Origin of the sequence: Bauldia sp., from assembly GCA_037200845.1 — a bacterium.
GTDB lineage: Bacteria > Pseudomonadota > Alphaproteobacteria > Rhizobiales > Kaistiaceae > DASZQY01.
In genome coordinates this window covers 1907992-1921888 of record JBBCGQ010000001.1, presented here as the reverse complement: position 1 = coordinate 1921888, position 13897 = coordinate 1907992, and the positions used below count along the sequence as shown (strand labels likewise).

The 13897-nt window shown below is 68.9% G+C and carries 20 protein-coding genes; all 20 read left to right on the top strand.

Annotated features, from left to right (window positions below; all coding sequences use genetic code 11):
- Positions 1 to 2 precede the first annotated feature (2 nt).
- The 20 genes from WDM94_09325 (at position 3) to WDM94_09230 (ending at position 13880) form a co-directional block, all read left to right on the top strand.
- Positions 3 to 533 carry a hypothetical protein gene (locus WDM94_09325; protein ID MEJ0012809.1) on the top strand — a complete coding sequence of 177 codons (531 nt, stop codon included), beginning with the start codon at positions 3 to 5 and terminating at the stop codon, positions 531 to 533.
- The gene (locus WDM94_09320; protein ID MEJ0012808.1) at positions 530 to 922 is read left to right on the top strand and encodes a DUF2730 family protein; all 393 of its coding nucleotides are present in this window, start codon (positions 530 to 532) and stop codon (positions 920 to 922) included. The genes WDM94_09325 and WDM94_09320 overlap by 4 nt, the downstream gene beginning before the upstream one ends.
- The gene (locus tag WDM94_09315; protein ID MEJ0012807.1) at positions 919 to 1218 is read left to right on the top strand and encodes a hypothetical protein; all 300 of its coding nucleotides are present in this window, start codon (positions 919 to 921) and stop codon (positions 1216 to 1218) included. The genes WDM94_09320 and WDM94_09315 overlap by 4 nt, the downstream gene beginning before the upstream one ends.
- Positions 1219 to 1220: 2 nt before the next feature.
- Positions 1221 to 1826, top strand: coding sequence for a DUF3486 family protein (locus tag WDM94_09310; GenBank protein MEJ0012806.1), 606 nt, complete (start codon positions 1221 to 1223; stop codon positions 1824 to 1826).
- Complete coding sequence (locus tag WDM94_09305; GenBank protein MEJ0012805.1) at positions 1823 to 2146, top strand: hypothetical protein; 324 nt, start codon at positions 1823 to 1825, stop codon at positions 2144 to 2146. The genes WDM94_09310 and WDM94_09305 overlap by 4 nt, the downstream gene beginning before the upstream one ends.
- 41 nt (positions 2147 to 2187) lie before the next feature.
- Positions 2188 to 3798 (top strand): hypothetical protein, encoded by a 1611-nt coding sequence (locus tag WDM94_09300; GenBank protein ID MEJ0012804.1) that lies wholly within the window; start codon positions 2188 to 2190, stop codon positions 3796 to 3798.
- Entirely contained in the window at positions 3798 to 5369 is a 1572-nt protein-coding gene (locus WDM94_09295; GenBank protein ID MEJ0012803.1) for a DUF935 domain-containing protein, read from the top strand. Before WDM94_09300 ends, WDM94_09295 begins: the two co-directional genes overlap by 1 nt.
- A 339-nt stretch (positions 5370 to 5708) precedes the next feature.
- Positions 5709 to 5975, top strand: a complete 267-nt coding sequence (locus WDM94_09290) for a hypothetical protein (GenBank protein MEJ0012802.1) — start codon at positions 5709 to 5711, stop codon at positions 5973 to 5975.
- The gene (locus WDM94_09285; protein MEJ0012801.1) at positions 5968 to 7182 is read left to right on the top strand and encodes a phage minor head protein; all 1215 of its coding nucleotides are present in this window, start codon (positions 5968 to 5970) and stop codon (positions 7180 to 7182) included. The genes WDM94_09290 and WDM94_09285 overlap by 8 nt, the downstream gene beginning before the upstream one ends.
- A 375-nt stretch (positions 7183 to 7557) precedes the next feature.
- Complete coding sequence (locus tag WDM94_09280) at positions 7558 to 8703, top strand: phage protease (protein MEJ0012800.1); 1146 nt, start codon at positions 7558 to 7560, stop codon at positions 8701 to 8703.
- A 42-nt stretch (positions 8704 to 8745) separates the two neighbouring features.
- Positions 8746 to 9201, top strand: coding sequence for a hypothetical protein (locus WDM94_09275; protein MEJ0012799.1), 456 nt, complete (start codon positions 8746 to 8748; stop codon positions 9199 to 9201).
- Between the two features lie 52 nt (positions 9202 to 9253).
- The gene (locus tag WDM94_09270) at positions 9254 to 10147 is read left to right on the top strand and encodes a Mu-like prophage major head subunit gpT family protein (GenBank protein MEJ0012798.1); all 894 of its coding nucleotides are present in this window, start codon (positions 9254 to 9256) and stop codon (positions 10145 to 10147) included.
- Positions 10148 to 10213: 66 nt separating this feature from the next.
- The gene (locus tag WDM94_09265) at positions 10214 to 10810 is read left to right on the top strand and encodes a hypothetical protein (protein MEJ0012797.1); all 597 of its coding nucleotides are present in this window, start codon (positions 10214 to 10216) and stop codon (positions 10808 to 10810) included.
- 119 nt (positions 10811 to 10929) lie between these two features.
- The gene (locus WDM94_09260) at positions 10930 to 11358 is read left to right on the top strand and encodes a DUF1320 domain-containing protein (protein ID MEJ0012796.1); all 429 of its coding nucleotides are present in this window, start codon (positions 10930 to 10932) and stop codon (positions 11356 to 11358) included.
- Positions 11358 to 11567, top strand: a complete 210-nt coding sequence (locus tag WDM94_09255; GenBank protein MEJ0012795.1) for a hypothetical protein — start codon at positions 11358 to 11360, stop codon at positions 11565 to 11567. Before WDM94_09260 ends, WDM94_09255 begins: the two co-directional genes overlap by 1 nt.
- Positions 11567 to 12067 carry a phage virion morphogenesis protein gene (locus WDM94_09250; protein ID MEJ0012794.1) on the top strand — a complete coding sequence of 167 codons (501 nt, stop codon included), beginning with the start codon at positions 11567 to 11569 and terminating at the stop codon, positions 12065 to 12067. The genes WDM94_09255 and WDM94_09250 overlap by 1 nt, the downstream gene beginning before the upstream one ends.
- Entirely contained in the window at positions 12064 to 12507 is a 444-nt protein-coding gene (locus WDM94_09245; protein ID MEJ0012793.1) for a hypothetical protein, read from the top strand. The genes WDM94_09250 and WDM94_09245 overlap by 4 nt, the downstream gene beginning before the upstream one ends.
- Positions 12504 to 12704, top strand: a complete 201-nt coding sequence (locus tag WDM94_09240; GenBank protein ID MEJ0012792.1) for a hypothetical protein — start codon at positions 12504 to 12506, stop codon at positions 12702 to 12704. The genes WDM94_09245 and WDM94_09240 overlap by 4 nt, the downstream gene beginning before the upstream one ends.
- On the top strand, positions 12701 to 12913 hold the full coding sequence (locus tag WDM94_09235) for a hypothetical protein (protein MEJ0012791.1): 213 nt from the start codon (positions 12701 to 12703) through the stop codon (positions 12911 to 12913). Before WDM94_09240 ends, WDM94_09235 begins: the two co-directional genes overlap by 4 nt.
- Entirely contained in the window at positions 12906 to 13880 is a 975-nt protein-coding gene (locus WDM94_09230; GenBank protein MEJ0012790.1) for a phage tail tube protein, read from the top strand. Before WDM94_09235 ends, WDM94_09230 begins: the two co-directional genes overlap by 8 nt.
- Positions 13881 to 13897: the final 17 nt, after the last annotated feature.

Sequence of the window (13897 nt, the reverse complement as noted above, 5' to 3'; positions counted from 1 at the left end):
CCATGACCACGCCAACCGATCTGCTCGCGGGCCTCGGCGGTGCCCTCGGCGGCCCGCTCGTGTCGATCTTCATCAAGGCCGGCGCGCCGATCCTCGCCGACCTGGTCAAGGGGCAGTCGCCCGTCGCGGGCAAGATCGTAGAGACGATCGCCGAGCAGCTCGGCGTCCCCGCCACGCCTGAGGCGATCGTCGCGGCCCACATGGGGGGTCCGGAGACGACCGAGGCCGTGATCCGCAAGGTCGAGGCCGACAGCCCGGAGTATTGGGCCTATCTCGCCAACGCCGACAAGATTCGCGCCGGCATCTTCGCCCAGGAGGCGGCCGAGCCGTGGTTCGCCTGGGCGTGGCGTCCGTTCTGGATGTGGATGCTCGCCGGACTCTGGGTGCTGACCGCGCTCTGCATCATGCTCCGCCTGCCGACCATCGATCTCGCGACGCTGCTCGGCCTCACCGGCATCTTCGCCGGCCTCTACATGGGCGGCCACGCGGCGCAGGACATCTTCGGCAAGGTGTGGGGCAAGTCGGGCGAATGACGCTGGAGGATTTCCGTCTCTGGCTCCCGATCGCGATCGCGGTCAGTGTCTTCGCGTGGAACATCTACCTGCAGCGCTCGGGCGTGCGGCAAAGCGCACTCGACAAGGTCAATGCACGCGTCGACCAAGTCGAGGCAGAGCGGGCCGCCGATGCAAACAACGGCCGCGAGTCGCGCGAAAAGGTCGTCGAGCGGCTGACCGCGCTCGAACAGCAACTGCAGCACATGCCCGACAAGGACACCGTCCACCGCCTCGAACTATCCGTCACGAGAATGGAGGGCGACGTCAAGGCGCAGAGCGCAACGATGGTCGCGCTCTCCGAAAACGTAAAAGCCGCGGTGCAGTCGTCGCTGCGGGTCGAGACCTACATGCTTGAGTCGCGAAAATGAGCTTCAGCGAATTCCTCGTCCACGACGCACGTCTGATCATCCTGCGCACGCTCGCCGGCGAGACGTCGCACACGATGAACGAGGTGCTGCTCCAGAAGGCGCTCGAATCGTTCGGCCACAACCGGACGCGCGACTTCGTGCGGACGCAGATTCGCGCGCTCGCTGAAGTCGGCGCCGTCAGCTTCAACGAGCCGACGCCCACCGTGATGGTCGCGAAGCTGCTGCTGCCCGGCCTCGACCACATCGAGCGGCGCGCGATCCTCGAAGGCGTCGCCCGTCCTTCGCCGGGGACCTGACCGTGTCCCGCCGGACCGGCCGCGGGCGACTGTCGTCGATCGAGCTGCTGCCGCACGAGGCGGAGCCGATCGTGGTGTGGGCGATGGGCGAGCTGCGCGCTCGCCAGCACACGCAGGTCGATATCCTGGAGGAATTCAACAAGCGGCTGCGGAAGCTCGCCGCGGACATGGGCAGCGAGATCGCGCCGATCTCGCTCTCCGCGTTCAACCGGCACGCCCTGCGCCTCGCGACCATGGCGCGGCGCCTGGAAGAGACGCGCACGATCGCGAACGCGCTGACGGAGCGCCTTGAGCCCGGCGACCAGGACGATCTGACGGTGGCGGTCGCCGAGACGATCAAGACACTCGTGTTCGAGCTGCTGGAGGCCGGCGTCGACAAGAAGGGCATGCCGACGATCGGCACCACGGGCGTGATGGAGCTGTCGCGCGCGCTGCACGCGGCCGCGTCGGCGCAGTCGGTCTCCAGCGCGCGGCGCACGAAGGTCGAGAAGGAGTGGGCGGCCAAGGCGGCAGCGGCGATCGACACGGTCGCGAAGGCGAAGGGCCTGACGGCTGACACGGTCGAGGCGATCAAGGCGCAGGTGCTCGGAGTGAGGAAGGCAGCATGACGCGCACGGAGGGCCGGTTCCGCGTGACGGCGACGAAGGCGCAGCTCGAAGCGCAGCTTGCCGAGGCAGAAGTACGACGCGCGGCGATGACGCAATGCGAGCGGTTCTTCGCGGCGGTCGATGCCAACGGCGTCATCGACGTGCGCACGATCAGCCGCGAGGCGCGGCATGCCCGGCGGTTGTTGGCGCGGACCTACTTGTTCTCGGAAACTGACACGGAAGAGGACGGGCGCAAGCGCGCCTTCGACAACGGCTTCCGGGTGAAACCCTTCTACATCGTGCCGTCGTCCCTGTGGCTGCCGATCGCGAGAGGCGCATGAGCGAGCCCGTCCTCTCGCGAGATCCGGCGTCGCTACCGGGCATGCTGCCCCAGGGCGGCGAGCTGCCGGCCGACTTCGATCCGTTCGCGGAGGGCATCCTCATGCGGCACCAGGCGGAGTGGCTCGCCGACGAGTCCGACCTGAAGCTGGGAGAGAAGGGCCGTCGCACCGGCATCACCTTTGCCGAGGCGCTCGGCGACACGCTGATCGCGGCCTCGGCGCGCGACGCCGGCGGCGACAACATCTTCTACATCGGCGATACGAAGGAGAAGGGTCGCGAGTTCGTCGGCTACGTCGCGCACTTCGGCCGCGTCGTCGCCAAGCAGCTCACCGAGATCGAGGAGTTCCTTTTCGAGGACCAGCTCGCCGACGGCTCGTCACGGTTCATTTCCGCGTACCGGGTGCGCTTCGCCTCCGGCTTTCGCGTCGAAGCGCTGTCGTCGCGGCCGGAAAACATCCGCGGGCTGCAGGGCATTGTGGTGATCGACGAGGCAGCGTTTCACAAGGACGTGCGCCTCGTCCTGGATGCGGTGAACGCGCTGCTCATCTGGGGCGGCAAGATCAGGGTGATCTCGACCCACAACGGCGTCCTCAATCCGTTCAACGATCTCATCCGGGAAGCCAAGGCCGGCAAAACCCCCTTCAACCTGCATCACATCCCGTTCGAGAAGGCGGTGGCCAACGGCCTCTTCCGCCGCGTCTGCAAGATCAAGGGCAAGCCCTGGTCGGCGGAGGCCGAGGCCGAGTGGGAGGCGAAGATCCGCAGCTCCTACGGGCCGCGCACCGCGGCCATGAAGCAGGAGCTCGATTGCGTCCCCGCGGAAGCCCAGGGCGCCGCGCTGACGCGTGTGCAGATCGAAGCCTGTATGCGGCCGGAGATCCCGATCATCCGGTGGAGCCGCCCTGACTCGTTCAAGAACGCGCCGGCCGACGTGCGCAAGGGCGACGCCCTCGACTTCTGCAAGGCGCAGCTGAAGCCCATCCTAGATGTGCTCGACAAGGGTCGGCAGCACGTCTTCGGCGAGGACTTCGCCCGCTCCGGGGACCTCACCGCAATCAAGGTGCTGGAGATCGGCCGCGACCTGGTGCGCCGCACGGTGCTCTTGGTCGAGCTGCGCAACGTGCCCTTCGACCAGCAGCGCGACATCCTCTTCTACATCGTCGATCGCTTGCCGCGCATGGCGGGCGGCATGCTCGACGCGACCGGCAACGGCGCCTATCTCGCGGAGGTCGCCGCGCAGAAATACGGTGCCCGCGTCGTGGAGGTGAAGCTGTCGGTCGAATGGTACCGGCTGAACATGCCGCCCTACATCGAGGCGTTCTCGGACGGCACGATCGTGCTGCCGCGCGACGAGGACGTGCTCCGCGATCATCAGGCGCTGCAGTACGTCGACTCGGGCGTGATCAAGGTGCCCGACGATCACTCGACGAAAGGCGCGGATGGCGAGGCCCGCCACGGCGACACCGCCGTCGCCGGCGCGCTCGCCTACGCGGCGTCGCGCAGCGCCCATTGGGAAGCCGGCTACCGCGGCGCCGGCGCCGGCGACGCTGACGGCGATCGCCGCCGCGGCGACCTGCCGCCCGATGAGCGCGATCCGTCTCGAGACTGGTGGAAGGAGCCGCTCGGCCGCGGCATGAGAGGAAGTCTCTGATGGCGACAACCCCGCAGCTCGTCGATCGCTACGGCATGCCGCTCCAGCGCGCCGTGCTCACCCAGGACGTGGCCGGCCCGTCGATCACCGGCGTGCGCTCGCCGATCAGCGGCCATCCCGGCGACGGGCTGAACCCGCGTCGTCTCGCGTCGATCCTGCGCGAGGCCGACGAGGGCGAGCCCATGCGCTACTTCGAGCTGGCCGAGACGATCGAGGAGCGCGACCACCACTACACCGGCGTGCTCGGCACGCGGAAGCGCTCGGTCGCCCAGCTCGAAATCACCGTCGAGGCGGCGAGCGACGACGTGGAGCACGTCAAGCACGCCGACATGGTGCGCGCCTGGCTGAAGCGCGGCGAGCTGGAGGACGAACTCTTCAACATCCTCGACTCGGTCGGCAAGGGGCTCAGCTACGTCGAGATCATCTGGGACACCAGCGAAGGCCAGTGGCGGCCGGCGCGCCTCGAATGGCGCGACCCGCGCTGGTTCCGTCCCGATCGGCGCGACCTCGCCACGCCGCTGCTCCGCGGCGACAACGGCGACGAGCCGCTGCCGGCGTTCAAGTTCATCCGCTCGGTAACGCGCGCCAAGTCGGGCCTGCCGGTGAAGTCGGGCATCGCCCGCGTCGCCGCCTGGTCGTGGCTGTTCAAGGCGTACACGCAGCGCGACTGGGCGATCTTCACCCAGACGTACGGCCAGCCGATCCGCGTCGGCAAGTATCCCGCCGGCGCCAGCGAGGCGGACAAGGAGACGCTCTTCCGGGCCGTCGCCAACATCGCCGGCGACTGCGCGGCGATCATCCCGGAAGCGATGCTGATCGACTTCGTCGAGAGCGAGTCGGTCGGCTCGTCGAGCGAGCTCTACGAGAAGCGCTCCGACTGGCTCGACAAGCAGGTGTCGAAGCTCGTGCTCGGCCAGACCGCGACGACGGACTCGGTCACCGGCGGCCTCGGCTCCGGCAAGGAGCACCGCCAGGTGCAGGAGGACATCGAGCGCGCCGACGCCAAGGGACTCGCCGCCACGTTGACGCGCGATCTCATCGTGCCGTGGATCTCGCTCGAGTACGGTCCGCAGCAGCTCTACCCGTCGATGAGGATCGGCCGCGCCGAGCAACTCGACCAGAAGCTCACCCTGCAGGCGCTCACCACCCTGGTGCCGATGGGGCTTCGCGTCGAGAAAAGCGTCATGGCCGACATGTTCGGATTGCCAGATGCTCCCGCCGGCGCCGACATCCTGAGAGCGCCGCGGCGCGAGCCGAAGCCGGGTGCCCCGGACGACCCGATCGACGATGAGGATGACGACGAGGAAACAGCGGCGCAGGCGGTGAGCGCCGGCGGCGATGACACCGTCGACCATCTGGCGGAGGCGGCGGAGGCGATCGTCGGTCCGGGCACCGACGCGCTCATCGACACGATCCGCGCGATGATCAACGAGGCGACCACGCTGGAGGAAGTGCGCGATCGGCTGCTCGCGCTTCGCCCGCAGATGCCGGCGGCGGGACTCGCGTCGCTGCTGCGCCTGGCGCTGGTGATGGCGGAGCTGAGCGGCCGCGACGAGATCGCCGATGGCTGAGCTGGCGCGCGGCCGCGTTCGATGTTGCGTGCCCTTCTGTCGTCGAACGACAGCGCAGGACGACAAGGAATGGATTTGCGACGTGCATTGGTCGGCAACGCCGCGCGCCGTGCGGGCGGCCTACAACCTCGCGAAACGCCGAGCGAGGCGCGTTCTCCGGCACCGTCCTGAGAACGCGTCGTATTGGCTACTGCCGCCCGGCTCGCCGCGGCGCATCCGCGCGGTGAGCATGTGGCGGCGTGTCGAGCAGGCGTGGGATCGGTGTAAGACGGCGTCCATCGAACGAGCGGCCGGCATATGAGAGCTGTCGATAGGACAACCCGGGCGTTCGTCGCATCGGTGCGCGCCGCGTTGCCCGGCATTAGCGTTTGGGTCGACAAATCGGTCACCCGGGCTGGCCGGTCGAATTATGTGTTCATCGACATGCCGCGCCGCACGGAGAAGGTGCGTATCTCCGATCATCCTGTCGGCATGACGCGCGCGCTGTGGGGAGGCGAGAGCCTATTCGTGTCGGCCGGAGCCACCATCGATAGTTGGTCGGTCTGGCTTTCGCGTCTCGCCAAGGAAATGCCCCTTTCCAACCGCGCGCTGGTGCTCAATGCCTGAACCCGCCGCCTTCGCGGTCAACCCTGTCGAGGCGATCGACTTCCTGCGCCGCAAGGTGCGCGTGCCGACGCAGCGGTGGACCGACGTCTGGCAGGGCATGCACTCGGCCGCCTTCGTCGTCGCCGGCGCCGAGAGCGACGCGCTGCTCGCCGACTTCCACGAGGCGGTCAACCGCAACATCGCCGAGGGCCGCACGCTCGAACAGTTCCGCGCCGACTTCGACCGCATTGTCGCCGCGCACGGCTGGAGCTACCGTGGCTCGCGCAACTGGCGATCGCGCATGATCTTCCAGACGAACCTTCGCACCGCGTACTCCGCCGGCCGCTGGGCGCAGATCCAGCGCCTCAAGGCGACCAGGCCGTATCTGCGCTACGTCGCGGTGATGGACGAACGGACGCGGCCGCTGCATCGCCACTGGCACGACACCGTCCTCTCCGTCGACGATCCCTGGTGGGCGACGCACTTTCCGCCGAACGGGTGGAACTGCCGCTGCTCGGTGCAGCAGCTCTCCGAGCGCGATCTCACGCGCTACGGCCTGAAAGTCTCGGAGCGCGCGCCGGACTCGCCGCTGGTCGCCCGCGAGATCAACACCCGGTCGGGCAAGGTGACGGTGCAGGTGCCCGAGGGCATCGACCCCGGCTTCGCCTACAACCCCGGTATCGCCGGCTTCGGCAACGGCGCCCAGGGACTGGCGATGGAGCGGCATGGCGCGTGGGCGCCGCTCGATGCGCCCGGCGCCGGCGAGGAGCGCCTGCCACCGCTCCCGATCGACAGATCCACCGCGCCGCCGATCCGCGGCGCCGGCGATAGCGAGGACGCGCTCCGCGCCATGCTCCGCCAGGCGATCGGCGGCGACGAGGCGGTGCTCACCGATCCGGCCGCCGGCCGCGTGCGCGTCAGCCAGGCGATCGTCGACCACCTGCTCGCCGATGCGGGTAGGCGGGACGGCCGCGAACGCTACTTCGGCCTCATTCCCGGCATCGTCGAAGACCCCGCTGAGATCTGGATTGGATGGGCGATCGACGTCATCACCGGCCGGGTTGGCCTGCGCCGGCGCTACGTCAAGCTGGTCGACATCGGCGGCGGCCGCATAGTCGGCCTGGTGGCGGACGCCGATGGCGGAGAGTGGTCGGGGCTGACTTTCTTCCGTGGCCGCGCTGACGGCGCCCTGCGGCTCAGGTCGGGGCGCCTGATCTACCGCCGCTGAGGTCTGGAGCGCCGCGTCGCTCCGCCGCTCCGCGCGGGCCAGCGGGATCGCGGCCCCGCCCACGCGGGCAAACCGCGGAATACAGCCATCTGGCGTTTGCCGCAACCTAGACGGCCCGCCGGCGCGCCTTCGGGCGTTGCCGCGACGGGCGTAGCGGCCCGGGTGCCTTCGGGGCGCCCTGCCTGTTTTAAACCCGTTTTATGGCGAGGATTTTGGGGAGTGGTCGGAGCGTGGCCGGCGGTTGCTTGCCGGCCTCGGACAGCCCGACACTTGTCGGGCTCAATTCCGGGATGTCGATCGGCCACGGTGCGCCTCATGGCCAACGGCGCACATCTGTCGTTCTTGGGGACCCCCTCGCGGGCGGCACGTGGCCGTGTGTCCGTTGGCCAACCATCCCCTTCGCCCGATCATGAGGCCATCGCCCTGCAGGCCGCAAGTGGCGAGAGCGAGATCGCGCTTTGCGCCGGCCAGGCGTTGCCGGAAGGTGACGCGCCCGAATGGCTGCAGCTGCTCCCGGCGGGCAGCCTCATCGCGACCATGGACGATCGCGGCCCCTACAAAGTGAGCGACGCGAAGGCGCTCGCCGCGGCGAGCCTCACCGCCGGCGACCGACTGCCGATCGACGAGAACCACGCCACCGACCTGGCGGCGCCGAACGGCGGCGCCTCGCCGGCGCGCGGCTGGATCGTCGCGCTGCAGGCCCGGCCGGAAGGCATCTTCGGCAAGGTCGAGTGGAACGCCGGAGGCAAGGCCCTCATGGCGGAGCGTGCCTACCGCTTCATTTCGCCGGTCATCGCCCACAAGGCCGACAACACCATCACGCGCATCCTGCGCGCTTCCCTCGTCAACCGACCCAATCTGCGCGGCATGCCCGCGCTCCACCAGGAGCAGACCATGAACCCTGTCCTCGCCGCCCTCCTGAAGGCGCTCGAACTCAAGGACGACGCCGACGAAGCCACGGCCCTGCAGGCCGTCGCGAACCTGAAAACGGGCGCATCGACGATCGTGATCGCCCTTCAAGCGGCCCTCAAACCGATCGCGAAGGCGGTCGGGCTCAAGGACGATGCAGACGACAAAGCGATCCTCGCCGCCGTCACGACGCTCGCCGGCACCGACGCGGCGGAGAGCAAGAAGCAGGTCGTCGCGCTCCAGGCGGAGCTCACCACCGTTGCCGGCGAGTTGAAGACGCTGAAGGACACGACCACCAAGGACAAGGCGACCGCCTACGTCGATGGCGAGATCACCAAGGGCCGCGTCGGCGTCAAGCCGCTGCGCGACCACTACATCGCCCAGCACATGATCGACGCCACGCGCGTCGAGAAGGAAATCGGCGCGATGGCGATCCTCGGCCCGTCGCGCGCACACGATGTGCCGCCGGCGAACCGCGACAAGGACGGCAAGATTGTCGTCTCGCTGAACGCCGAGCACCGCAGCGTCGCCAAGGCGCTGGGCATCAAGCCGGAGGAAATGGCCAAGACGCTCGCCGCCGAGGCCGAGGCCCAGGAGCAGGTCGCGCTTTAGCGGCCAGCCGAACCCCACCGAACAACCGAGGACACCCGACCGATGGCACTGACCGCTGACCGCAACACGCCCCGCGCCGAGGGCGACCTCCGCCAGGGCGGCCTCGCCGCCGCTGTCGTCGTCTTCGCCGGCGCGCTCGTCATGCGCAATTCGTCCGGCTACCTGACCAAGGGCGCCGCGGCCACCGGCGCGGTCGGCGTCGGCCGCGCCGGGGAGCGCAAGACCGGCGGCGCCAACGCCGGCGATGAGGCACTGTACTACCAGGCCGGCATCTTCCGCTTCGACAACTCCACCTCGGGCGACCTGATCGCGACCACCGACGTGGGCAAGCCCTGCTACGTGGTGGACGACGCCAAGGTCGCGAAGACCGATGGCAGCGGCACCCGCTCGATCGCCGGCTTCATCGACGGCGTCGACAGCCAGGGCGTCTGGGTCCGCTTCGACGAGGTGCTGGCCCGCGCCTACGTCGCCGGCGTCACGCTGCCCGAAGCCGACTAGGGCCCCGGCCAGTCCCTCCTCCCATCCAGTCCCCTCGCCGAAGGAACCGTCCATGCTGATCAATTCCGCCAACCTCGACGCGATCCGCGTCGGCTTCTCGACCGCCTTCCAGGGCGGGCAAGGCCTTGCCACCTCCCAATATGCGCGCGTCTCCATGCAGGTGCCGGCAACGCTCAAGGAGCAGAAATACGGCTGGCTGAAGGACATGCCGGGGCCGCGCGAGTGGGTCGGACCGCGCGCCGTCCACAATCTCGCAGCGAGCGACTACACGATCCGCGAGAAGCCGTGGGAGTTGACCGTCGCCGTCGATCGCGACGATATCGAGACCGACAATCTCGGCATTTACACGCCGATGTTTACAGCGATGGGCCAGTCGACCGGCTCGCAATGGGAGCAGCTGGTCTGGGCGCTGCTCAAGGCCGGCTTCGCCACTACCTGCTACGACGGCCAGAACTTCTTCGACACCGATCACCCGGTGCTCGACGCGGCTGGCGCCACGCAGCAGGTCGCCAATACCGACAGCGGCTCTGGCACGCCCTGGTTCCTCCTCGACGTGTCGAAGGTCTACCGCCCGATCATCCTGCAGAAGCGGCGCGATTTTCAGTTCGTCGCCAAGGACCGGCTGGAGGACGACAACGTCTTCGACAACAAGGAATTCCGGTACGGCGCCGACGCGCGCGGCAACGTCGGCTTCGGCTTCTGGCAGCTCGCCTGGGGATCCAAGCAGACGCTCGATGCCACCCACTACGCTGCCGGCCGGTCGGCGATTTCGTCGATGAAGTCCGACTACGGTCGGCCACTCGGTCTGACTCCCAACCTCCTGGTGGTGCCGCCGTCGCTGGAGAGCGCCGGTCGCAAGCTGCTCAATTCCGAATATGCCTCGGGCGGCGAGACCAACGAGTGGAAGGGCACCGCCGAGCTGCTCGTCGTGCCCTGGCTCGCCTAGCCGGCTGACACTCACCGGCCGGGCGTCCGCGCCCGGCCCTCGCATCCAACGCACGGAGAACGACGAATGGCCAAGAGCAGCAAGAATTCCAAGGCGGGGGCGGCAGGGAACGCTGCGGCTCCGCCGGTGACCGAAGCGGGTCCCTCCGCGACGCAAGCCACTCCGGCGGCAGCAGAAGCCGCCGGGACCTCTCACGCGAGCGACAAGACGCTCGGCATCCACGACATGCTCAAGGGCTCCGGCGTGCAGCCGGACCCTGTCGACCTCGGCAGCGGCAAGTCGATGCGTCTGGCCGACCTAGTCGAAGCAGCGTGGCGCGGCAGCGATATTTCCGTGAGCGATTGGAACGCGCTCGCGGACGCTGACCGCGAGGCGCTGATCCTGAAGGGGCTCGGCATTCTCAAGGACGCCGCTAGCATGCCCGCCGCTGCGAAGCAGATGGCGTCAACACCGTCCCCTGGTGGCACGCGCATGCGCGCCGTCCTGGTCGTGAAGGCGAAGCAGGACTCGCGCTGGCGCGCCGGCCGCAACTTCGGGCGCATGCCCGTCGAGCTGAACGCCGCCGATCTCACCGACGCCGAGATCGCCGCGATCGAGGGCGACCCGGTGCTCATCACCAGCCGCGAGGAGCGGCCGGAAGCCCCGCCGCCGGCGGAGCAATAGTTTCGGCGCGGGGGCGGGTTCTTCGTCGTTCTCCTTCCCGCGTTCCGTGAGCGAGCCGCCGGCGGTCAGGCCGAACCTCTCGCCGGCGGCGAGCCCCACCATGAAGGCACGATAGTCGCATGAGCTACTGCACCCTCGATCAGCTTACGGAGCGCTTCGGCGAGCGCGCGCTCACCGACCTCACCGATCGTGGCGACGAGGCGACCGGCGAGGTCGACAGCGACGTGATCGATCGCGCGATCGCCGACACCGGCGCGCTCATCGACGGCTACCTCAAGGGCCGCTACGCGCTGCCGATCGTCGCCACGCCGCCGCTGCTCACCGACCTCGCGCTCACCGTCGCCTTCTACAAGCTCCATCCGCACGTCGCGCCGGAGAAGGTTCGCAAGGACTACGAGGACGCCATGCGGACGCTCCGCGAGATCTCCACCGGCGCCGTCCGCCTGGACGTCGCCGGCGTCGAGCCGGCCGCGTCGGGCAGCTCTGGCGTGAAGACCAATGATCGCCCGCGCGACATGACGCCTGACAACATGAAGGGGTACGTCTGATGTGGTTCGTGATCGACGGTGAAGGCAACACCAGCTTCTCGGAGAAGACCGACAAGGCAGAGTCCTGGACGAGCGAGAGCGCCGCGATCAAACGCGCATCGGCGATCGCGGCTGCGGAGCCTGGCCGCGTCGTTCGCGTGTGTCGCGCGGTAGCCGAGGTAACCGCGCCGATCGGCAAGCCGACGACGACGAGGCTGGCGAAGTTCTGATGGCCGGCGCCGGCATCACCATCGACGTCGGAGGCTACGAGCGCACGCTCGCGAGCCTCGGTGCGCTCGTCGGCCGCGTCGAGCATCCGCGGCCGATGTGGGACGCGATCGGCGGCTCCCTCGTCGTCTCGACGCAGCGCCGGTTCGAAGCCGGCCGCGCGCCCGATGGTTCGGTGTGGCCGCCGTCGATCCGCGCGCTCGCCGAGAACGGCAAGACGCTGATCGACACCGCCCGGCTGATGCAGTCGATCACCCACAACGCCACCGACGATGGCGTCGAGGTCGGCACCAACGTGCTCTATGCGGCCATCCATCAGTTCGGCGGCGTCGTCCGCGCCAAGAACGCGCCCAAGCTCCGCTTCCGCCTGCTCGGCGTCTGGCACTCGGCCGACCAGGTCACGATCCCGGCGCGTCCGTTTCTCGGCCTCGACCAGGACGACGAGGGCGAGATCGTCGCGATCGCCGAGGACTTCGTTGCCGGACCGGAGCAGCGGCAATGACGCTGGTCGCCGACGTCGTCACACGCCTCGGCACCGAGGTCGACGCGCTGACCAAGCGCATCGAGGGCGCGGCCGAGCTGACCGAGCTGGTCCGCAAGAACGAGCTGCCGAATGTCACGCCCTGGGCGTTTGTCATTCCGCTCGGCCTGATGCCGCGCAGCCAGGGCGACGCCGCGACCGGCGTCTTCACGCAGGGCGTCGACGAGCTGATCGGTGTGGTGCTCATCGTTCGCTCGTCAGGCGATGCCAAGGGCGGCAAGGCGCTGACGCCGATCGACGCGCTGATAGAGGCGGTGCTCCCCGCACTGCTTGGCTGGGCGCCCGACGCCGCGATCGGCGTGCTGCGCCTGGTGCGCGGCGCGATGGTCGGCCTCGTGGCCGGCGCCGCGACCTATCAGCTCGACTTCGCCCTCCAGCGCCAGGTGAGGGTTCTCGCATGACGCCGTGGTGGTGGGCCGAGGGCGAGGCCGACGGGATCGACCGCTACGACGGCCCGCACGCGACACGGGCGGCCGCGATTGAGAGCGCGCTCGAGGAAGTCGACCTTGGCGAGGTGTTCACCATCATGAAGGCCGACCTGCCGGACGACGGCGGAGACCTCGCCAACGTCACCGAGCACGAGGAGCTGACCGCATGACGGTGTCCGAGGGCGGCAGCTTCGTCGTGCGTAACGGCAAGCGCGAGCGCGTCGCGTGGACGCGTCCCGTCCATGCAGCCGCCGAGGATCACGCGGGAGAAGCAGGCGACGGGCCCGACCAGGCCACCGCGGCCGTGACGACTGCGCCCTCCCGCTCCACTTCGCGGCCACGCCGCAAAACCACCACAAGGGAACCCCGCGATGCCTGACGCTATCCGCGCAAAAACCAAACTGCTGCTGGTCAAGCCCGAGGGCACCTACGGCGTGAGCTCCGCGCCGACCGGAGACGATGCCGTCCTCGGCACGAATTTCGAGCTCATGCCGATGGAGGGCGAGGACGTCTCGCGCGACCTCGAATATCCGTGGCTCGGGCAGCAGGAGCAGTACGTCACGGCGCAGCGCGGCGTGCTCTCGTTCTCGACGGAGGTGGCGCCCTCGGGCTCCACCGGCGTGGCGCCGAAGTGGGGCGCGCTGATGCGGGCCTGCGCGGTCTCGCAGACGATCACCGAGGATGTGCCCGAGGTCGAGGACCCGCCCGCCGACGCAGTGCCCGGCAACGTGCTCTACAAGCCGATGACGGCGGCGCACGAGAGCGTGTCGGTGCATTTCCACTGGGGACCGACACGCCACATCTTCCTTGGCGCGCGGGGCACCGGCGTGACGGAGTTCAACGCCCAGGGCATCCCGCGCACCCGCTGGACGCTCACCGGCATCTGGGTCACGCCGACGGCCGAGGCGCAGGTCACGCCGGACTACAGCGACTGGACCGCGCCGGAGATCGTCAGCAACGCGAAGACGCCGACGTTCACCGTCAACGGCGTCTCGCTCGTGATGCGTTCGCTGTCGTTCGACATGGGCAACCAGGTCGAGCCGCGCTTCCTGGTCGGAAAGCATGAAATCACGATCCCCGATCGCGCGCCGCAGATCTCGGTGGTCGTCGAGGCGACGCCGCTCGGCACCTTCGACCCGTTCGCGATCGCCAACGCCCGCACGAAGGTGCCGGTCGTGCTGGTGCACGGCACGGTCGCCGGCGCGCGGACGCGGCTTGAGGCCCTGACCTGCCAGCTCAGCCGGCCGGCCGCGGCGCAGGTCAACCAGGGCATCGTCGAATGGCCGCTCGTCTTCCGCCCGTTGCCCGACGAGGGCGACGACGAGTGGTCGCTCAAGCTCATCTAGCAACCCTTTCCATCCCT